Annotated in this window: 22 protein-coding genes and 2 tRNA genes; 13 read left to right on the top strand and 11 right to left on the bottom strand. The window is 70.5% G+C overall.

Annotation, left to right across the window (positions count from 1 at the left end; translation table 11 throughout):
* Nucleotides 1-11 precede the first annotated feature (11 nt).
* The 4 genes from BJP65_RS00445 to BJP65_RS00430 all read left to right on the top strand — a co-directional run bounded on the left by BJP65_RS00445 (nucleotide 12) and on the right by BJP65_RS00430 (nucleotide 3514).
* Nucleotides 12-923 carry an ABC transporter ATP-binding protein gene (locus BJP65_RS00445; protein WP_055939891.1) on the top strand — a complete coding sequence of 304 codons (912 nt, stop codon included), beginning with the start codon at nucleotides 12-14 and terminating at the stop codon, nucleotides 921-923.
* Entirely contained in the window at nucleotides 920-1729 is an 810-nt protein-coding gene (locus BJP65_RS00440; protein WP_055836818.1) for an ABC transporter permease, read from the top strand. The genes BJP65_RS00445 and BJP65_RS00440 overlap by 4 nt, the downstream gene beginning before the upstream one ends.
* Nucleotides 1730-1799: 70 nt before the next feature.
* Nucleotides 1800-3068: a mechanosensitive ion channel family protein gene (locus BJP65_RS00435; RefSeq protein ID WP_070407884.1), complete on the top strand. Its 1269-nt coding sequence runs from the start codon at nucleotides 1800-1802 to the stop codon at nucleotides 3066-3068.
* Nucleotides 3065-3514, top strand: coding sequence for a globin (locus tag BJP65_RS00430; RefSeq protein WP_083285637.1), 450 nt, complete (start codon nucleotides 3065-3067; stop codon nucleotides 3512-3514). Before BJP65_RS00435 ends, BJP65_RS00430 begins: the two co-directional genes overlap by 4 nt.
* Before the next feature lie 200 nt (nucleotides 3515-3714).
* Here BJP65_RS00430 and BJP65_RS00425 read toward each other — a convergent pair whose 3' ends face one another.
* Nucleotides 3715-4587, bottom strand: coding sequence for a cation-transporting ATPase (locus tag BJP65_RS00425; RefSeq protein ID WP_070407883.1), 873 nt, complete (start codon nucleotides 4585-4587; stop codon nucleotides 3715-3717).
* A gap of 170 nt (nucleotides 4588-4757) precedes the next feature.
* A complete protein-coding gene (locus BJP65_RS00420; RefSeq protein WP_055836809.1) occupies nucleotides 4758-5426 on the bottom strand; it encodes a hypothetical protein in 669 nt (222 codons plus the stop codon).
* Between the two features lie 53 nt (nucleotides 5427-5479).
* On the opposite strand from BJP65_RS00420, the gene BJP65_RS00415 reads away from it, so the two are divergent.
* Nucleotides 5480-6349 (top strand): acyl-CoA thioesterase II, encoded by an 870-nt coding sequence (locus tag BJP65_RS00415; protein WP_055836806.1) that lies wholly within the window; start codon nucleotides 5480-5482, stop codon nucleotides 6347-6349.
* A 13-nt stretch (nucleotides 6350-6362) separates the two neighbouring features.
* Here the strand turns inward: BJP65_RS00415 and BJP65_RS00410 are convergent, their stop codons facing one another.
* The 4 genes from BJP65_RS00410 to BJP65_RS00395 all read right to left on the bottom strand — a co-directional run bounded on the left by BJP65_RS00410 (nucleotide 6363) and on the right by BJP65_RS00395 (nucleotide 9897).
* Nucleotides 6363-6845 carry a thioesterase family protein gene (locus BJP65_RS00410; protein ID WP_055837884.1) on the bottom strand — a complete coding sequence of 161 codons (483 nt, stop codon included), beginning with the start codon at nucleotides 6843-6845 and terminating at the stop codon, nucleotides 6363-6365.
* 67 nt (nucleotides 6846-6912) lie between these two features.
* Nucleotides 6913-8592 (bottom strand): energy-dependent translational throttle protein EttA, encoded by a 1680-nt coding sequence (ettA, locus tag BJP65_RS00405; RefSeq protein ID WP_055836803.1) that lies wholly within the window; start codon nucleotides 8590-8592, stop codon nucleotides 6913-6915.
* Between the two features lie 170 nt (nucleotides 8593-8762).
* Nucleotides 8763-9275, bottom strand: a complete 513-nt coding sequence (locus BJP65_RS16725) for a hypothetical protein (RefSeq protein ID WP_070407882.1) — start codon at nucleotides 9273-9275, stop codon at nucleotides 8763-8765.
* A gap of 67 nt (nucleotides 9276-9342) precedes the next feature.
* Nucleotides 9343-9897, bottom strand: a complete 555-nt coding sequence (locus tag BJP65_RS00395; RefSeq protein WP_070407881.1) for a single-stranded DNA-binding protein — start codon at nucleotides 9895-9897, stop codon at nucleotides 9343-9345.
* A gap of 205 nt (nucleotides 9898-10102) precedes the next feature.
* On the opposite strand from BJP65_RS00395, the gene BJP65_RS00390 reads away from it, so the two are divergent.
* Nucleotides 10103-10303 (top strand): hypothetical protein, encoded by a 201-nt coding sequence (locus BJP65_RS00390; RefSeq protein WP_070407880.1) that lies wholly within the window; start codon nucleotides 10103-10105, stop codon nucleotides 10301-10303.
* A gap of 176 nt (nucleotides 10304-10479) precedes the next feature.
* Here BJP65_RS00390 and BJP65_RS00385 read toward each other — a convergent pair whose 3' ends face one another.
* Nucleotides 10480-11898 (bottom strand): PLP-dependent aminotransferase family protein, encoded by a 1419-nt coding sequence (locus tag BJP65_RS00385; RefSeq protein ID WP_070407879.1) that lies wholly within the window; start codon nucleotides 11896-11898, stop codon nucleotides 10480-10482.
* 61 nt (nucleotides 11899-11959) lie between these two features.
* Between BJP65_RS00385 and BJP65_RS00380 the strand changes: the two genes are divergently transcribed.
* Nucleotides 11960-12568 (top strand): YitT family protein, encoded by a 609-nt coding sequence (locus BJP65_RS00380; RefSeq protein WP_070407878.1) that lies wholly within the window; start codon nucleotides 11960-11962, stop codon nucleotides 12566-12568.
* A 10-nt stretch (nucleotides 12569-12578) separates the two neighbouring features.
* Here the strand turns inward: BJP65_RS00380 and BJP65_RS00375 are convergent, their stop codons facing one another.
* Complete coding sequence (locus BJP65_RS00375) at nucleotides 12579-12791, bottom strand: hypothetical protein (RefSeq protein ID WP_055836783.1); 213 nt, start codon at nucleotides 12789-12791, stop codon at nucleotides 12579-12581.
* Between the two features lie 101 nt (nucleotides 12792-12892).
* On the opposite strand from BJP65_RS00375, the gene BJP65_RS00370 reads away from it, so the two are divergent.
* The 6 genes from BJP65_RS00370 (at nucleotide 12893) to BJP65_RS00345 (ending at nucleotide 15041) form a co-directional block, all read left to right on the top strand.
* Nucleotides 12893-12968: transfer RNA gene (locus BJP65_RS00370), tRNA-Arg, on the top strand.
* Nucleotides 12969-13003: 35 nt separating this feature from the next.
* On the top strand, nucleotides 13004-13630 hold the full coding sequence (gene orn / locus BJP65_RS00365; protein WP_055836780.1) for an oligoribonuclease: 627 nt from the start codon (nucleotides 13004-13006) through the stop codon (nucleotides 13628-13630).
* Nucleotides 13631-13666: 36 nt separating this feature from the next.
* Nucleotides 13667-13742, top strand: a tRNA-His gene (locus tag BJP65_RS00360).
* Nucleotides 13743-13981: 239 nt separating this feature from the next.
* Complete coding sequence (locus BJP65_RS00355; RefSeq protein WP_374754289.1) at nucleotides 13982-14263, top strand: metallopeptidase family protein; 282 nt, start codon at nucleotides 13982-13984, stop codon at nucleotides 14261-14263.
* Nucleotides 14254-14562: an ATP-dependent Clp protease adapter ClpS gene (gene clpS, locus BJP65_RS00350; protein ID WP_055939876.1), complete on the top strand. Its 309-nt coding sequence runs from the start codon at nucleotides 14254-14256 to the stop codon at nucleotides 14560-14562. Before BJP65_RS00355 ends, clpS begins: the two co-directional genes overlap by 10 nt.
* The gene (locus BJP65_RS00345; protein WP_258027506.1) at nucleotides 14559-15041 is read left to right on the top strand and encodes a DUF2017 domain-containing protein; all 483 of its coding nucleotides are present in this window, start codon (nucleotides 14559-14561) and stop codon (nucleotides 15039-15041) included. Before clpS ends, BJP65_RS00345 begins: the two co-directional genes overlap by 4 nt.
* Before the next feature lie 94 nt (nucleotides 15042-15135).
* Here the strand turns inward: BJP65_RS00345 and BJP65_RS00340 are convergent, their stop codons facing one another.
* From BJP65_RS00340 to BJP65_RS00330, 3 genes are all read right to left on the bottom strand, one after another.
* Nucleotides 15136-15657 carry a hypothetical protein gene (locus BJP65_RS00340; RefSeq protein ID WP_070407877.1) on the bottom strand — a complete coding sequence of 174 codons (522 nt, stop codon included), beginning with the start codon at nucleotides 15655-15657 and terminating at the stop codon, nucleotides 15136-15138.
* A 46-nt stretch (nucleotides 15658-15703) separates the two neighbouring features.
* Complete coding sequence (locus tag BJP65_RS00335; protein ID WP_055836765.1) at nucleotides 15704-16024, bottom strand: hypothetical protein; 321 nt, start codon at nucleotides 16022-16024, stop codon at nucleotides 15704-15706.
* Between the two features lie 63 nt (nucleotides 16025-16087).
* Nucleotides 16088-17344, bottom strand: a complete 1257-nt coding sequence (locus BJP65_RS00330) for a DNA polymerase IV (protein ID WP_055836763.1) — start codon at nucleotides 17342-17344, stop codon at nucleotides 16088-16090.
* Nucleotides 17345-17395: the final 51 nt, after the last annotated feature.

Raw genomic sequence — 17395 nt, 5'->3', positions numbered from 1 at the left:
AGCGTGAAGGCATGATCGTTGCAGAGCACCTCACCAAGCGTTACGGCGACAAGACCGCCGTCGACGACGTCTCGTTCACCGTGGCCCCCGGCCGCGTCACCGGCTTCCTCGGCCCCAACGGCGCGGGCAAGTCGACCACCATGCGCATGATCGTCGGTCTCGACCGTCCCTCGACGGGTTCGGTCACCGTCGGCGGGCAGGACTACCGCCGCCTGCGCTCCCCCCTCACCGAGGTCGGCGTGCTGCTCGACGCCAAGGCGATCCACACCGGGCGCTCGGCGCGCAACCACCTGCGCGCCATGGCCGCGACGCACGGCATCGGGCGCAGCCGCGTCGACGAGGTGATCGAGCTCACCGGCATCGGCTCGGTCGCCGGCAAGCGGGCGGGCAAGTTCTCGCTCGGCATGGGCCAGCGTCTCGGCATCGCCGCCGCTCTCCTCGGCGACCCACACACCCTCATCCTCGACGAGCCGGTCAACGGCCTCGATCCCGAGGGCGTGCGGTGGGTGCGCCAGTTCGTCCGCCATCTGGCGAGCGAGGGTCGCACCGTGCTGCTGTCGAGCCACCTGATGAGCGAGATGGCGCAGACCGCCGACCACGTCATCGTGCTCGGCCGCGGACGTGTCCTGGCCGATGCGCCGCTCGCCGACCTCGTCGGCACCTGGACCACCACGACCCTGCTCGTGCGCTCCCCGCGCCTGGCCGACCTCGTCTCGGCCCTGCAGATCCCGGATGCCACGGTGACGGCCACCGAGCCCGGTGCCGCCCAGATCACCGGCGTCACGGCGCAGACGGTCGGCGACCTCGCCGCCGCTCGCGGCATCCCCCTGTATGAACTGACCCCGCGAGCGGGCTCGCTCGAAGACGCCTACCTCGCGCTCACCGACGACTCGGTCGAGTACAAGACCAAGGAGATCGCATGACCGCCGTCGCTTCCGCGCCGACCACGCGGGCCCACGCCCACGCCTCGACCGCGCACCGCCTCAGCTTCATCCACCTGATGAAGAGCGAGAGCATCAAGATGCTCACCCTGCGCTCCACCTGGTGGTCGCTCGGCGTCACCGCCGCCCTGTCGGTCGGGATCTCATTGCTGATCGCCGCGGCCTCGAGCGACATCGGCGGCGGCTTCCCCGCGGCGAACGTGATCCTGGCGCCGACGCAGTTCACGATGTTGGTCGCCGGCATCCTCGGTGCGATCGTCATCACGGGTGAGTACTCGACCGGCATGATCCGTTCGACGCTCACCGCCGAACCCCGTCGGGGGGCGGTGCTGGTGGCCAAGGCACTCGTCGTGGCACTCGTCATGGCGGTGACCACCGTCGTCATCTACGCGGTGGCGATCGCCGTGACCGCGCCGCTGGTCAGCACGGGCCTCGACTGGTCGACGCCCTCGGAGTCCCTGGTCCCTCTCGCGTTGGGGGTCGTGTCGATGGCGGCCTTCACGCTGATCGGTCTCGGCTTCGGCTTCGTCATCCGCAGCGGCGCCGGTGCCATCGCCGCCACGGTCGGGGTGCTCTTCGTGCTGCCCATCGTGTTCAGCCTGTTCTCGTTCGCGGGACCGAGCTGGCAGTGGATCCTCGACGCGGCCGACTACCTCCCGGTCAACGCCGCGGTGCAGCTCACCACGCCCGGCGGCACGGAACTCGGCCAAGGCGCCCTCACCCTGGCCGCGTGGGCCCTCGCGCCGCTCGTGCTGGGCTGGATCTCCCTGCGGTCGCGCGACGTCTGACCCCTCCTCCCCACCACGGATGCCTCGACGCTCAGCCAGCGCCGAGGCATCCGTCGTTACGCTGTGACGGATGTCTGTTCTCGCCGAAGTCCCCGAACCGAGCCCGTCTTCCACCGCGCCCCCGGCCGACATCGGCAGCCTCGATTTCTGGACCTGGGTCGGCGGCCAACTGCTCGGCTTTGGTGGCGTGCTGCTGCAGATTCTCGGCATCGTCGTCGGGATCGCCATAGCGGCGTGGATCTTGCGCGTCATCATTCGGCACGTGGTCGATCGCATCGTCAACGGTGCGAAGAGCAAGGCGCGCGTCGACGACACCCAGGCCCTCGACCGGTCCCCGCTCAGCGCGGTGCGACTCGTGCAGCGCACGCGCACCCTCGGCACGATCCTGCAGAACATCGTCAACGTCATCCTGGTGATCGTGGCGCTCGTGTGGGTCGCCGGGATCGTCGCGCCGAACGCGCTGGCCTCGCTCACCCTGCTCACGGCTGCCGTCGGCGCCGGTCTCGGTTTCGGCGCGCAGAACATCGTCAAAGACGTGCTCAACGGCATCTTCATCGTCGCCGAAGACCAGATCGGCATCGGCGACGTCGTCGACCTGGGCCTGGCGACCGGCATCGTCGAGTTCGTCAGCGTGCGCATCACCCACGTCCGCGACGTCAACGGAACGCTCTGGTACGTCCGCAACGGCGAGATCACCCGCATCGGCAACATGTCGCAGGGCTGGTCGCGCGTCATCATCGACCTCGCCGTTCCCACCGACGCCGACATCGACGACGTCGAGACGGCGATGCTCGCCGCGGCGAAGACGATGTCGAAAGAGTCCAAGTGGCGCTCGCGCATCATCGAGCAGCCCGAGATCTGGGGCCTCGAATCCATCAGCGGTGACGCTCTCGTCATCCGCCTGGTCATGAAGACGCGCTCGAGTGCCAAGGACGACGTCGCCCGCGAGCTGCGCGCGCGCCTCAAGCGCGCGATCGACGCGATGGGCATCGCCCTGCCCCAGCTGAACTCCATCATGCTCAGCGGGCCCGAGGGCGCGCAGAGCGTGCGCGGTGCGCACCCGCCGAAGACCAAAGAGACGCCGGTGGCGCCGGGCGCCGACCGGCCGCGCTGGAAGCCCCGCGGCCGCCGCGTCGAGGCGTCCGACACCGCCGACGACCACACCGCCGACGACCACACCGCCGACGACCACGACGACGCCGTCCCCGCGAAGACGAAGAAGAAGACCCTGCGCGACGAGACCCCGACGGCGACCCTGGATCTCCCAGGCACCGAGGGGGCCGAGGTCGTCAAGCCGACGCCTCCGGCCGTCCGTGCCGACCACGAGGAGCAGTCGTGACCGAGCCCATAAGCTTCTACGAGCAGGTCGGCGGCATGGACACCTTCCGTCGCCTGGTCGATGCGTTCTACCGCGGCGTGGCCGGCGACGAGGTGCTCAAGCCCATGTATCCCGAGGAAGACCTCGGCCCGGCGGCCGAACGTCTGACGCTCTTCCTCGCGCAGTACTGGGGCGGGCCGGCGACCTACGGCGAGACCCGAGGTCACCCGCGCCTGCGCATGCGTCACATGCCGTTCCACGTCGACCCCGACGCCCGCGACCGGTGGCTTCGGCACATGCGCGCCGCCGTCGACGAGATCGCGCTGCCGCCCGCGTTCGAGGCACCCCTTTGGGACTACCTCGAGCGCGCCGCGTACGCGATGGTCAACACGTTCGAGCCCCGTGGCATCGGGCCGCAGCAGAACGGGCGCCCCGACACGGGTCTCCCGGTACGCGCCGCCGACTGAGCGACGTCACGGGGCGGCGGGTGCCGATCACTGCCGCTCCGGCGCCGTGGTCATACCGGCCCGCGCGCCGTCGGGTCGGCCGCGCCGTCCGGCTTGCCGCGTCGACCGGCACCACGTCGACCGGCCCGAGTCTGACCGCCCGGAGCCGGCCGCCCGCGCACCGTCGCGCATTCACGCGGTGACGGGGTCGTCGGGTCGCCTCAGCGCCCGAGGAAGTCGCCGAAGCCCGGGATGTCGAAATTCGACAGACGTTCGCCGAGCCCGCCGACCTGATCGCCGAGACCCGACACCGCGTCCTGCGCGCCGCCGGCCCAGTCGCCCGCGGCCCCCAGATCGACGCCGCCCGCGAGTGTCTCGAGGTCGACACCGGATGCCAGAGCGTCGAGGTCGACGCCCTCGGCGAGCCCGGCGAAGTCGACGCCCAGCTGACCCGCCTGGGCGAGCAGGGGCCCCGCGACCGCACTGACGATCGCTCCGCCGGCCACGGCGGCGAGCAGACCGCCCGCACCCACCACTCCCGCACCGATCAGTCCGCCGCGGCCCGCGCGGGACAGCATCTGCGACATGCGACCCGGACGCGTGGCCTCAGCGCGTGCGGCCGTGCGCGCGAGGTCGTCGGGGGCGTCCGAGCGCGGGCGCTCGTGCGGGTGCAGGTCGGCGTCCATGCGCTCGCGCACGTGCGCGCGCTGCTCGGGCGTCAGTCGCGCGAAGGCCTCGCGATGCATCTGCTCCACGCGATCGGGGTCGGCCGTGCGCAGCAGGTAGTCGTACCGCGCGATCGCCGCGCGGTCGTCGGCCGAGAGCGCCGGGGCCGAGCCCGACGTGGGCGGCGGCGCGTATCGGCCCGTCACGCCGGCGTCTCGGCGCGAATCGGCGACGGGCGCGGGCGCGGGCGCGGAGTCTGCGCGGCGATCACCGGTGACGGCATCGGCGGCGGAGCGCACCATGGTGCGCCAGTCGCGGGAGGCACCCGACGAGGGGTGGGGAGCGGAGCCGTCCCGCGAAGACGAGGACGACGACGCCTTGTCGACGGCCTTCGAAGCGAGATCGAACAGACGGGAGAACGAGACCATGGGGTACCTCTCGACGGGCAGCGGAAACTGCGACGTCAAGGTCTCCTCCGCCCCGGACGGGACCGACGCACCCGGAGCCCAACGGTGGGCTCGTGATGACGGATGCATCGCGACGGGAGTACTCCCCTTGCTTCCCTCAGCGTAAAGCGGCCACCTATGCGCGGGCTGGATCAGCTCCCGGTCGCGCGCACGGCGGTCAGCCCCGAGCGCACGGGGCCTCGAACGAGCACGTGACCGCGAGCGAGGCTCACGCGAGTCCACGCGCCGCTCGTGCGGACGGGCGCCATCTCGCTACCGGCGATGAAGCCCAGCGCGAAGGCCGCGAAGGCGGTGCCGAGCGGCAGACCCCCGAGGGCGTCGTCGGGCTGACCCCACACCTGCGCGCGGATCACCCGCACGATGTCCTCACCGGCATCGGCGGGGAGCGCGTCGGCGACGGCGGCGACCCCGTACTGGGCTCGGGATGCCAGAACGGCGGCGTCGATGGCATCCTTCTGCTCCCATCCGCTGCGCGGGGGCGAGATCCCCGCCCACGCGGGCGAGGTGGCGGTCTCGGGAAGGACGACCGCTGAGGCGTCGTCGGGGGCCGGGAGCAGCGCGGAGGCGTCGACCACGAGGTCGCACTCGAGTTCGGGATCGATCGCCGAGACGCGCAGGCCGAGCACCGTCGGGGTGGCGTCGAGCAACCCGCGGGGAGCGAGGGGGGCGGCGGTGGCGACGAGCACTCCCCCGTCGGCACGCAAGCGCACGGTGCCGTCACCCAGACGGATCGTGCGGGAGGCGAAGGTCAGCAGGTCGGCTGCCGCCTGGGGGTCGGGGAACAACAGGCGCGCGGACACCCGCCCTAAACTATCAAGCGGCGCGGGCTCGCTGCGCCGGAAAGCGAGTCGCCATGACCGATGCCCTCGATCCCGTGGCGTCGCTCCTCGCGGTGCTCGACCTGCGCGACGCCGGCGCCCGCACCACCGAGGACATCTTCACCGGTGTCTCGCAGCCCATGCCGTTCGGGCGGGTGTACGGCGGCCAGGTGCTGGCCCAGTCGGTCGTGGCCGCGTCGCGCACGCTCCCGCCCGAACGCGCGGTGCACTCGATGCACGGGTACTTCCTCCGTCCGGGCGACCCGGCCGACGGCATCACCTTCTCGGTCGACCGCATCCACGACGGACGCTCGTTCTCGACCCGGCGCACGCAGGCCTACCAGGCCGGCGTCCCGATCTTCTCGATGATCGCCTCGTTCCAGGACGAGCACCCGGGCCTGGAGCACGCCGAACCGATGCCCGACGGCATCCCTCAGCCCGAAGACCTCGCGCCCTTCGACGCCGAGGGACTCCACCCGCTCAGCCGCCGGATGTTCTCGGAGCGACCGGTCGACGTGCTGCACGTCCCGTCGCCCATCTACACCTCGGTCGAGGGCCCGCGGGTGCCGCGACAGGCCGTGTGGATGCGCACACGCCGCGCACTGCCCGACGACCCGGCGGTGCACCGCGCGGCGCTGGCGTATCTCAGCGACCTCACGATCCAGGAGTCCATCATGCGCGCGCACGGCGTCGCGTGGAACGTCCCGAACCTGAAGGTCGCGAGCCTCGACCACGCCATGTGGTGGCACCGTCCGGGTCGCGTCGACGACTGGCTGCTGTACGTGCAGGAGTCCCCCAACGCCCGCGGCGGCCGAGGCCTGTCGACCGGGCGCATCTACTCACGCGACGGCGTGCTGGTCGCGAGCGTGGCCCAGGAGGTCATGGTGCGGGTGCCGAACGACTGACGGCGCCGAAGGCTCAGGCGCGGGCGGCTCGCCGCCGGTATTCGATCGGATCGCCCGTGTAGGGCGCCCATGCCGCGCGCTCCGCATCGGTCCATCGGATCGGGCGACCGGTCGAGGTGTCGACGAGCACGACGACGGCCGTGGCGCGCGCGTAGAGCACGCGCTCGGGATCGCCGACCGGACTGTAGACCTCGAAGCAGATGTCGGCGCTCGAGCCGCCCATCGCGCCGATCCACATCCGCACGTCCAAGGGGCGCTGGGTGTACGGCGTCGGTCGGAAGTACTCGATCTCCTGCCGCGCGATGAGGGTCGCGCGTTCCCCGCCGCTGGCGAGGACGTCCATGTCGAACACCGCGGTCGGCAGGGGCTCTTCGTCGCCGTCGCTGTACCAGAAGGCCCGCAGGCGCGCCTCTTCGAGCAGTTTCAGCATCGCGGTGTTGTTCACGTGCCCGAGCGCGTCGAGGTCGCCCCACCGCAGGTGGATGGGGACGTGCACCCGCGAGGGTCCGGCGGCGACCGGACCCTCGTCGGGGGATGCCGCGCTCGCAGACGCGGCGGCCGCGTCAGTCACGCGTGAGCTTGCGGTACGACGACCGCGACGGGTTGGCGGCGTCGGCACCGAAGCGCTCGATCTTGTTCTGCTCGTAGGCCTCGAAGTTGCCCTCGAACCAGTGCCACTGGTCGGGGTGCTCTTCGGTGCCCTCGTAGGCGAGGATGTGCGTCGCGATGCGGTCGAGGAACCACCGGTCGTGAGTGATGACCACGGCGCAGCCGGGGAACTCCAACAGCGCGTTCTCGAGCGAGCTCAGTGTCTCGACGTCGAGGTCGTTGGTGGGCTCATCGAGCAGCAGCAGGTTGCCGCCCTCTTTGAGCGTCATCGCCAGGTTGAGGCGGTTTCGCTCACCACCGGAGAGCACACCGGCCTTCTTCTGCTGGTCGGGTCCCTTGAAGCCGAACTTCGACACGTACGCGCGGGAGGGGATCTCGGTCTTGCCGACCGTGATGATGTCGAGTCCGTCGGACACGACCTCCCACAGGGTCTTCTCGGGGTCGATGTTCGCGCGGGACTGGTCGACGTAGCTGATCTTGACGGTCTCGCCGATCTTCAGCGTGCCGCCGTCGAGCGGCTCGAGACCGACGATCGTCTTGAACAGCGTGGTCTTACCCACACCATTGGGCCCGATGACACCGACGATGCCGTTGGGGGGAAGGTTGAAGCTGAGGTTGCTGATCAGCGAGCGGTCGCCGAAGCTCTTCTCGAGCTTCTTCGCATCGATGACGATGCCGCCCAGACGCGGACCCGCGGGGATCTGGATCTCGTCGAAGTCCAACTTGCGCGTGCGCTCGGCCTCGGCTGCCATCTCTTCGTAGCGGGCGAGTCGAGCCTTGGACTTGACCTGGCGACCCTTGGCGTTGGAGCGCACCCACTCCAGCTCCTCTTTGAGGCGCTTGGCGAGCTTGGCGTCCTTCTTGCCCTGGACTTCGAGGCGCTGGCCCTTCTTCTCGAGGTAGGTCGAGTAGTTGCCCTCGTAGGGGTACAGGTGACCGCGGTCGACCTCGGCGATCCACTCCGCGACGTTGTCGAGGAAGTACCGGTCGTGAGTGATCGCGATGACGGCGCCCTTGTAGGCCTTCAGGTGCTGCTCGAGCCAGAGCACGCTCTCGGCGTCGAGGTGGTTCGTGGGCTCGTCGAGCAGGAGCAGGTCGGGCTTCTGCAGCAGAAGCTTCGCGAGCGCGACGCGGCGGCGCTCACCACCGGACAGCGGCACCACCGACGCATCGGCGGGCGGGGTGCGCAGGGCGTCCATCGCCTGGGCCAGCTGGGAGTCGAGGTCCCACCCGTCGGCGGCGTCGATCTCTTCCTGCAGCGTGCCCATCTCGGAGAGAAGGGCGTCGAAGTCGGCGTCGGGATCGGCCATGAGGGCGGAGATCTCGTTGAACCGATCGAGCTTGGGCTTGATCGCCACGCCGTCCTGGATGTTCTCGAGGACGGTCTTGCTGTCGTCGAGCTCCGGCTCCTGCATGAGGATGCCGACGGTGAAGCCCGGGCTCAGCCGCGCCTCGCCGTTGGACGGGACGTCGAGACCGGCCATGATCTTCAGGATCGTCGACTTTCCCGCACCGTTCGGCCCGACCATGCCGATCTTGGCACCCGGGAGGAACGACATCGTGACGTCGTCGAGAATCAGTTTGTCGCCCACAGACTTACGGGCGCGGACCATGGAGTAGATGTATTCCGCCATAACCTCTCCAGTCTAGGGGCGCAGAGCCTCCGCGCCGACGCCCGGGGTCCGCTGCTGCCGATCGGTGGACGCCCGTCGCTCGAGGTCCGCGTCGCGCGGGGAGCTCGGACCGCCGGCGCCGAGGGAGGGCACGCGCAGCCAAGGGCCGCGCCCGGATCGGGCGCGAAGGCTCACCAGTCGATCGTGCGCGTCTGTCCGATCAGACAGCCCCCGGCCGACAACCCGGGAAGCACCGTCGACACGGGGTTGCCGATCGAGGGACCGACCTGACCGACCAGGCAGTCGCCACCGAGGCGCACCGAGAACTCGATGCTCTCGGCGGGGTTGCCGATCGTGGTCTGGTCGGCCGTGACCTGCATCGACCCCTTGTCGAACCCGGCTGCGGCGAGGGCGTCGATGTAGGCACGACCGGCGACCTGATCGGGTCCGGACCAGACCGCACCGACGACCTGCGTGAAGAACGGGAGGTTCTCGGCGGCGGTTCCGTTCGGCACGAGTGCGACCGGCGCCGGAGCGCTGGTGGCGGCACCTGCGTCGGAGGGCGTCGTCCCCTCGGTGGCGATGGCCGCAGGCGTCGCGGATCCCTCGGGCGTCGTCGGCGACTGGCCGCCCGTACAGCCGGCCAGCGACAGCACGGCCAGAAGAGTCAGAGCGGCGAGGGGACGACCGTGGGAGCGGGACACGCGGTCAATCCTACGGACGCGGCCCGCGACCGCAGCCTCGACGGCCTCCGCCCCCGCGCCGACCGTCTCAGAAGGGCACGTCGACGGGCTCGGCGGACGAGTCGGCGGCAGCGCCGGACTCGGTCTCGTCGCGTGTCGCCGCCTCGGGCGACTCCCCTCCCGGAAGTGCCCATCCGTCCGCGTCGCTGTCGGCCGCCGCCGCCGTTCGTCCGGCCGATGCCGCCGCCACGACCGCGGGGCCCGCGGGAGCATTCGACGACTCCGGCCGCGGTGTGCGTTCGAAGCGCGAGATCCCCCACCGCAGATCGTGGCCGATCGCCTCGGCGGTGACGTCGGCGCTGACGCCGCGTTTGCTCTCGGTCTCCCATTCCCGCAGCCGCAGGCGACCGTTGAGGATGATGCGCTCCCCCTTTTGGAACGACCGCAGCGCGTGCGCCCCCAACTCGCCGAAGACGGACACGGCATAGAAGCTGGTGTGCCCGTCGACCCATTCGCCGCGTTCCCGATCGAGACGTCGCTCGCCGACGGCGAGACGGAAGGCCGCGACGGTCCCGCCTCCGCGCGTCGAGCGCTGCTCGAGATCGCCGACGATGTTGCCCACCAGGGTGATGTGGTCGCTCATGATGAAGTCCTCTCGGTGTGTGTGGTGCGCTCCGGCATCCGTGTGCCCGACGGATGCCGGAGCCCCGCCAGAATGACCGCACCCGCCTGGTCCGCGCGGGCGCGAACCGCACATCCGGGGAGGGATCGAGCAATCCCTGTCGTGGGGAGGACGGGTGAGATTCCCCGTCCGCGGCGATGTCGGAGGTTGGTTCTACCGTGTCCGCATGAGCACCGCACTCTGGAACGACCTCGCCCCGGCTCCGCGTCCGGCCGGGTGGGGCGCGGCGACCCATGTCGCCGCGGGTCTGTGGCGCGTCGCCGACCCACGCGGCCTCGTGGTGGGTCACATCCGCGCGATCGCGGCCGAGGGGGGGCTGGCGGTACACCGCCGAGCGCTTCCATGCCGCGTCGGGACGCTTCCGTGAGCTCGGCGCATTCTGGTCGTCGTCCGAGGCCTTCGAGTGCCTGCGGTACAGCCGCTGACCCGGTGCCCCGCGGGCTCAGTCGCCGGCACCGCGCTCCGCGCGCTCAGACGCCGACACCGCCCTCCCCGGCTCAGCCGCGTGACCGCGTTCCACGCGCCAAGGCAGCTCGACCGACGTCAGACCACCGTCGAGAGCTCGTCGCGCGTTGCGACCGAGCCGCCGCCGCGCACGTCGTCCCAGGCGGTCCGCAGAATGTCGACCGCGCGCTCGAGGGTCGGGGGCGCCGCGGTGAAGGGCAGCCGCAGCCGGCGATCGTGGCCCCCTTCGACCGCGAAGCGCGAACCCGCCGACAAAGCAAGCCCGCGCGCCCGCGCGTTCATCACCAGCGGGGTGCTGAGCGGGTGCCCGATGCCCACCCACAGCGAGACGCCACCGGAAGGTTCGGGCACCTCCCACTCGGGGAAGGTTCGGCGAAGCGCCGCGACCAGGCTGTCCCGTCCGGCGCGCAACAGGTCGCCGCGCTGCACCGAGATCTCGTCCAGCCGGGGAACGAGACGCGCCGCGATGGCCTGCTCGAACTCGGGTGTGCCCAGGTCGTGCACCGGGCGACCGGCGGCGAGCCGTCGGATGATGTCGGGCGCGGCGCGGATCCATCCGACGCGGAGCCCGCCCCACACGGTCTTGCCGAGCGACGCCACACGAATGATCCGGTCGTCGTCCGGGAACGGCGCGGCCGTCTCGCGCCGATCGATGTCGAGTTCCGCCGTCGTCTCATCGAGCACCAGCACGCTCCCCACCCGACGGGCGCCCTCGACGAAGGTCGCCGCCTCGAGCGAGGTCATGGTGCGGCCGGTGGGGTTGTGGAAGTCGGGCATGAGGTACGCCAGGGTCGGCAGGGCACGCGCGAAGGTCTGTGCCGCCCGCTCCAGGTCCCAGCCGCGCTCGGGGTCGACGGGAACGCCGACCAGGCGCGCGCCGACACGGCGGAAGGCGTCCGCGGCGTGCGGATAGGTCGGCGTCTCGATCATCACTCGGTCGGCGCGCGTCAGCAGGATCGACGCGATCAGGTGGATCGCGCTCTGCGCACCGGTCGTGACGAGGATTTGATCGGGGTCCGTCGGCAGACCGCGCCGCACATAGCGTTCGGCGATCGCCGAGCGCAGCGTCGGATCGCCGACCACGTCGTAGCCGATCCGGGCGACCAGCGCGGGGGCGTCTTGGGCCACTTCCGAGACGACGGCCGGAAGCCCCGGCCACGCCGCCGGGCTGGCCTGCTGCAGGTCGATGATCGTGTCGTCGGCCTCGTAGCGTCCGGGATCGTTGCGCCCCACGGGAAGGGTGACGCTCCCGCTGCCGCGAAGACTCTCGATGTGGCCGGTGTCCCGCAGGCTGCGATACGCGGCGGCGACCGTCGTGCGGCTCAGCGACAGCGCCGTCGCGAGTTCGCGTTCGGCGGGCAACGCGGTCGCGGGCGCGAGGCGGTTGTCGAGGCAGAGCAGTCTGACGCCGTCGGCCAGCGCCTCGTACGCCGGGCCGGTCCCCCGCCACCCCCCGAGTGCTTCAGCCAGAGCGCGGGCGGAGATGCGGGAATCCATGGGGCCACGGTATCCGTATTGGCCTTATTCGACCAAGCCAATCACGTGATTGGATTCCTTCATGTTCTCCCGCATCACCCGTCTCATCGTCGGACTCGCGCTCTATGGCGTGGGCTGCGCGTTCACCGTCGCCGCGGGCCTCGGCGTCGACCCGTGGACGGTCTTCGCGCAGGGCATCTCGCGGGTGTCCGGGATCGGCATCGGATGGATCACCAACATCGTGGGCCTGGGGGTCCTGCTGCTCTGGATCCCCCTCCGCCAGAAGCCGGGCGTGGGTACCATCGCGAACATCCTTCTCGTGGGGACGAGCATGCAGGTGGCGCTCGGTGTCCTCCCCCACCCCGACGTGTTCTGGGTCCAGGCGGCGATGCTCGTGGCGGGCGTCGTCCTGGTGGCCGTGGCATCCGGTCTGTACATCGGCGCGCGCTTCGGCCCCGGTCCGCGCGACGGCCTCATGACGGGCATGCACGCGCGCTTCGGATGGCCCATCTGGGCCTGCCGCCTCGGGGTCGAGGGCAGCGTGCTCGTTCTGGGGTGGATGCTGGGCGGAACGGTGGGGATCGGCACCGTCGTGTTCGCCCTCGGTATCGGACCCCTGGTCCACGTCGCGCTTCCGCTCCTGGCCACGCCCGAACCGTCGCGACGCGCGCGCCGCCCGGTCCGGGTGTGACCTCGAACGCTCAGTGCTCCCGGAACTCGGGGCGATCGCTACCGGGCTTCAGGTGCGAATGCAGCGCGTTCTTGGCGATCTCCATCGACGGATAGACCCCCAGCCGCTCGTCCTTGCCCGCCATGTGGACGGCGTAGCCCTCGGCATCCTTCTGGATCTTGCCGACGACCCCGGAGGGGCCGTACGCGACCCAGAGACGGCGGTGCGTGATGGTCTCAGACATGAGTGCTCCTTCGCTCTCGATGGCGGCAGATTACGCTCGCGTGCCGGGCCGCACCAGGGGCTGGTGTCGACGGAACGGCCCGACGGATATCCTGGAGCGGACCCCCAGTAGCTCAGTGGATAGAGCAGCGGCCTTCTAATCCGCCGGTCACACGTTCGAATCGTGTCTGGGGGACCAGATGCCGTGTCGGAGCCCCTCACTAGACTGAGGGGATGGTGAATGCCTCCGAGAACGACCGTCTCGTCTGGATCGACTGCGAGATGACGGGACTCGACCTCGCGGTCGACGAGCTCGTCGAGATCGCCGTCGTCGTGACCGATTTCGAGCTCAACGTGCTCGACCCCGGCTTCCAGATCGTGATCAAGCCCGATGACTCCGCGTTGGACAACATGGGCGAGTTCGTCACCGACATGCACCGCTCGTCGGGACTGCTCGACGAGATCCCCCACGGAGTCAGCCTCGCCGACGCCGAGTTCCAGGCGCTCGAGTACATCCAGCGGTTCGCGCCCGTCGAGGGCAAGGCCCCGCTGGCGGGCAACACCATCGGCACCGACCGCATGTTCCTCGCCAAGTACATGCCGCGCGTCGACCGCTGGCTGCACTATCGCAACGTCGACGTGTCGAGCATCAAAGAGCTGTCGCGCCGCTGGTACCCGCGCGCGTATTTCCAGGCGCCCGCGAAGCACGGCGGGCACCGCGCCCTCGCCGACATCCGTGAATCGATCCGCGAACTCGCCTACTACCGCGCCGCGGTCTTCGTGCCGCAGCCGGGTCCCACCAGCGACGAGGCGAAGGTCGTCTCGGCCTCGGCCGTGTCGTCGTTCGCGCTGGACCTATGACATAATCGTTCAGTTGTCTGCTGCGGCGGACACATGGTGGCTATAGCTCAGTCGGTAGAGCACCGCGTTGTGGTCGCGGGGGTCGCGGGTTCAAGTCCCGTTAGCCACCCCACACCCACGAAAGCCCGGTCGAGTCCTCTCGCCGGGCTTTCGTCGTCCCGGACTCCCGGGCGCAGCGCCCGTAGAATCGTCTGTGTCCGCCGGCGTCGCCGGCTCGGCATCCATCGATCGGCTTGCGACCCCGGGAGGCCCGCCGTGAACGACGACGCCGACACGCGCGCGGCCCTCGATCTCGACGCCGAAGCGTTCGAACGCCTGGTGGTCGATGAACTCGACCGCCTGCCCGACGACATGGTCGACGGGCTCGACAACGTGGTGTTCGTCGTCGAAGACCGCCCCGAAGACGGCTCCCTCGATCTGCTGGGCCTGTACGACGGGTGGGCACTGACCGAGCGCGAGCGCTACGGCGTCGGCGAACTGCCCGACAGGATCATCCTGTACCGCGAACCCCACCTCGCCGCGTGCGACGACGAGGGCGAGTTGCGCGACGAGATCCACACCACGCTCGTGCACGAGATCGCGCACTTCTACGGCATCGACGACGAGCGTCTGCACGAGCTGGGATGGGCATGATGGCCGGGCTCGCGACACCCGACCTCGACGTCGTGGACGAGACCGACCTACGCGCGCAGCCGCCGTCGTCGTGGCAGACGGTCGTGTGGAACGACCCCGTCAACCTGATGAGCTACGTGCGCCACGTCTTTCGCACCTACTTCGGCTTCGACACCGCCACGGCTGAGCGACTGATGCTCGCCGTACACCACGACGGGCACGCCGTCGTGGCGCGCGGTCCTCGCGAAGTCATGGAAGCCCACACGCACGCGATGCACGACTTCGGACTCTGGGCCACCGTGCGGAAGGAGCCCGCGTGAGCGAGCAGATCGTGGTGCTCGAGATCAGTGGTCTCGAAGCCCTCCACCTGGCCGGCATCGTGGGTCAGTTCCGCGACATGATCGCCGACAGTCGACGCGCCGACGACCCCGCCGTGGCACGACTGCTGCCCGACGCCTATCCCGACGACGACGACGCCACGCGCGAGTTCCACCGCCTCACGGGCGACGACCTGCTCGGACGGCGGGCCGACGACGCCGCGATCGTGCTGCGGACATTGGGCATGGACGGCGGCGACCTCGACGCCGACGACGATCCGGATGCCACGATCTCGGTCGCACTCGGTGAGACCGAGGCTCTCGCGTGGATGCGCACCCTCTCGGCCGTGCGGCTCGTACTGGCCACGCGTCTCGGCATCCAGAGCGAAGACGACCACCAGCCCGACGATCCGCGCTTCGGCATCTACGACTGGATCGGCTACCGTCTCGACGGCCTCGTCACCGCTCTCGATCGGCGCTGAACGCGGAGAGTTCCGGATGCCGTGCCCCTGGCGCGCGGGCGGTCACGGGGCGTTCTGCATGTCGTCCCGATCAGGCGCCGGACTCGCCGGCGCGTTACGGCACCCGCACGACCACCGAGGCCAACGACACCGGATCGTGCGCGACGAGGTGCTGCTCCTCTTGCGCCGCCCAGCCGTCCCAGTGCGGTCGGTAGGTGTCGCCGTCTCGGTCCAGCGCGCGGTGCTTGCGGGAAGACGATGGCGCGTCGACCCACACCGTGACATCGGCCAGGCGCGCCGACTCCGGAGTGAGCACCCCGGCGCCCTCGACGACGAGAGGAAGAGACGGGTCGACGGCGTGCGCCTCGGCGCGCGCATCGCTCTGCCAATCCCACCGCTGCCAGACGCCCACCATGCCCCGCGCGTGCGGTGTCAACACTGTCTCGCGGGCGTACTCCGCCCCCGCGGCGAGCCCGCCCCAGCCGGGATAGAGGTCGTCGAGGGCCACGAGCTGCACCCGACCGAGACCCGGCCACGCGGCGACGAGCCGACGCGCGAGAGAACTCTTGCCCGCGCCGCTGCGGCCGTCGACGACGACCACCGGATTCGCCACGCCGAGGACGCTGACGCGCGCCACGACGGAGACCGTCGCTGCGGCGAGGGCGTCGTCGACCGGGTCTGCGCTACTTCTTGAGGGCGCGGATGACACGGCTGAGCGCGCGACCGGCGACCCACACGAACGGGATGCCGACGGCGAGCAGCGACACGAGGTTCGGGTCGAACCGCAGGTCGTCGCCGCGGCGGATGTAGGCACCGAGCGGCAGGGTGTAGCCGCCGCCGCCGCCTCCCCCGTTGCCCTGCTCGTCGGAGCCGCCGCCGTACCCGGCCCACACCAGGGCGACGGGAACGATGCGTACGCCGTCGACGTCCTGCTGCTCGCCGTAGGCGGACGTGACGCCGAAGTGGGTGGACTGCTGGCCGAGTTCCAGAGCGATGTTGGGCATGTGCCCACCGTACCGGCCCGGGGATCAGCGGCCCAAGGGCGTTGCGTCGACGCCGATGGCGTGTCAGTGGTCGTACGACGGCCGGGGGTTGGTGGGCAGAGCGCCCCCGCCGCGCGTGGGGCCGAGGAGCGACCCCCGGGTCACCGCACCGCGCCCGAAGCGCGCCGTGGCCCCGTCGAGCGCTCCCTCGATGCGACGCCACTCGGCATCGTCGTCCCAGAGCGTCGCCGCCATGGCCGCGGGCTTGAGCTTCTCGCCCCGCACGCCCACCAGACGCACCGCCTGACGGCGGTCGATGGAATCGAACAGCTCGATCGCCGCGTCGCCGATGCGCTGCCCGACGGAGGTGGGCTCGGCGAGCGTGCGCGAACGGCTGAGCGTGGTGAAGTCCGAGAAACGCACCTTGATCGCAATTGTCGACGCCTCGTACTGCTGCGCGCGCAAGCGGGCCCCGACGCGGTCGGCGAGTCGACGGAACTCGACGTGCAGGGTGCGCGTGTCGGAGATGTCGGTGTGGAACGTCTCTTCGTGCCCCACGCTCTTCTCGGCGCGACCCGTGTGCACCTCGCGCGCGTCGACCCCGCGCGACAGGTGCCAGATGCGCTCGCCCATGGCGGCGCCCAGCACCTGGTCGAGCGCGTGCCGCGGGGTGTCGAGGATGTCGGACACCAGGCGGATCCCCCGAGACTCCAACGCCTCGGCCGCCTTCGGGCCCACGCCCCACAGGGCGCGCACCGAGCGCGGCCGAAGGAACGCCTCGGTGTCGGCGGCCGAGACGACGAGCAGTCCATCGGGTTTCGAGATGGTGGACGCCATCTTGGCGACGTGCTTGGTGGCCGCGACACCGATGCTGCACGTCAGCCCGGTCTCGGCCTTGACCCGGGCTCGCAGATCGCGGGCGATGGTGGCGGGACTCCCCCACAGCCGGCGCGCTCCGCGAACGTCGAGAAAGGCTTCGTCGATCGACAGGGGTTCGACGAGCGGAGTCACGTCGTGGAAGATCGCCATGACCTGCCGCGACATCTCGGTGTAGCGCTGGTACGGCGGGTTGACGACGATCGCCGTCGGGCAGAGCCGCAGAGCGATCGCCACGGGCATGGCCGACTTGACCCCGTACCGACGCGCCTCGTACGACGCGCTCGACACGACGCCGCGGCCCTCGGAGCCGCCGATGATCAGGGGCTTGCCCGCGAGCGAGGGATCGTCGAGCACGGCGACCGACGCGAAGAAGGCGTCCATATCGACGTGCAGGATGCCCGCGCCGGTGTCGTCGGCGTCGGGACGCGAGACGAGCCTCCCGGTGCCGTCGCCTCGTCCCATGGCATCCATTCTCCCCCCGACCTCCGACATCGGGCGGAGTGGAGGCGTCGA

This window comes from Microbacterium sp. BH-3-3-3 (genome assembly GCF_001792815.1).
GTDB lineage: Bacteria > Actinomycetota > Actinomycetes > Actinomycetales > Microbacteriaceae > Microbacterium.
The sequence above is the reverse complement of the archived record's forward strand: the minus strand, read 5'-3'. Positions and strand labels throughout refer to the sequence as shown.

Excerpts from the sequence above, each read along its gene's own strand:
- BJP65_RS00385 (WP_070407879.1), bottom strand. The coding sequence starts at position 11,898 with ATGGATTCCCGCATCTCCGCCCGCGCTCTGGCTGAAGCACTCGGGGGG.
- BJP65_RS00380 (WP_070407878.1), top strand. The coding sequence starts at position 11,960 with ATGTTCTCCCGCATCACCCGTCTCATCGTCGGACTCGCGCTCTATGGC.
- BJP65_RS00395 (WP_070407881.1), bottom strand. The coding sequence starts at position 9,897 with ATGAGCGACCACATCACCCTGGTGGGCAACATCGTCGGCGATCTCGAG.
- BJP65_RS00440 (WP_055836818.1), top strand. The coding sequence starts at position 920 with ATGACCGCCGTCGCTTCCGCGCCGACCACGCGGGCCCACGCCCACGCC.
- BJP65_RS00435 (WP_070407884.1), top strand. The coding sequence starts at position 1,800 with ATGTCTGTTCTCGCCGAAGTCCCCGAACCGAGCCCGTCTTCCACCGCG.
- BJP65_RS00425 (WP_070407883.1), bottom strand. The coding sequence starts at position 4,587 with ATGGTCTCGTTCTCCCGTCTGTTCGATCTCGCTTCGAAGGCCGTCGAC.
- BJP65_RS00335 (WP_055836765.1), bottom strand. The coding sequence starts at position 16,024 with ATGCCCAACATCGCTCTGGAACTCGGCCAGCAGTCCACCCACTTCGGC.
- BJP65_RS00355 (WP_374754289.1), top strand. The coding sequence starts at position 13,982 with ATGGTCGACGGGCTCGACAACGTGGTGTTCGTCGTCGAAGACCGCCCC.
- BJP65_RS00415 (WP_055836806.1), top strand. The coding sequence starts at position 5,480 with ATGACCGATGCCCTCGATCCCGTGGCGTCGCTCCTCGCGGTGCTCGAC.
- BJP65_RS00330 (WP_055836763.1), bottom strand. The coding sequence starts at position 17,344 with ATGGGACGAGGCGACGGCACCGGGAGGCTCGTCTCGCGTCCCGACGCC.
- orn (WP_055836780.1), top strand. The coding sequence starts at position 13,004 with ATGGTGAATGCCTCCGAGAACGACCGTCTCGTCTGGATCGACTGCGAG.
- clpS (WP_055939876.1), top strand. The coding sequence starts at position 14,254 with ATGGGCATGATGGCCGGGCTCGCGACACCCGACCTCGACGTCGTGGAC.
- ettA (WP_055836803.1), bottom strand. The coding sequence starts at position 8,592 with ATGGCGGAATACATCTACTCCATGGTCCGCGCCCGTAAGTCTGTGGGC.
- BJP65_RS00445 (WP_055939891.1), top strand. The coding sequence starts at position 12 with ATGATCGTTGCAGAGCACCTCACCAAGCGTTACGGCGACAAGACCGCC.
- BJP65_RS00375 (WP_055836783.1), bottom strand. The coding sequence starts at position 12,791 with ATGTCTGAGACCATCACGCACCGCCGTCTCTGGGTCGCGTACGGCCCC.
- BJP65_RS00390 (WP_070407880.1), top strand. The coding sequence starts at position 10,103 with ATGAGCACCGCACTCTGGAACGACCTCGCCCCGGCTCCGCGTCCGGCC.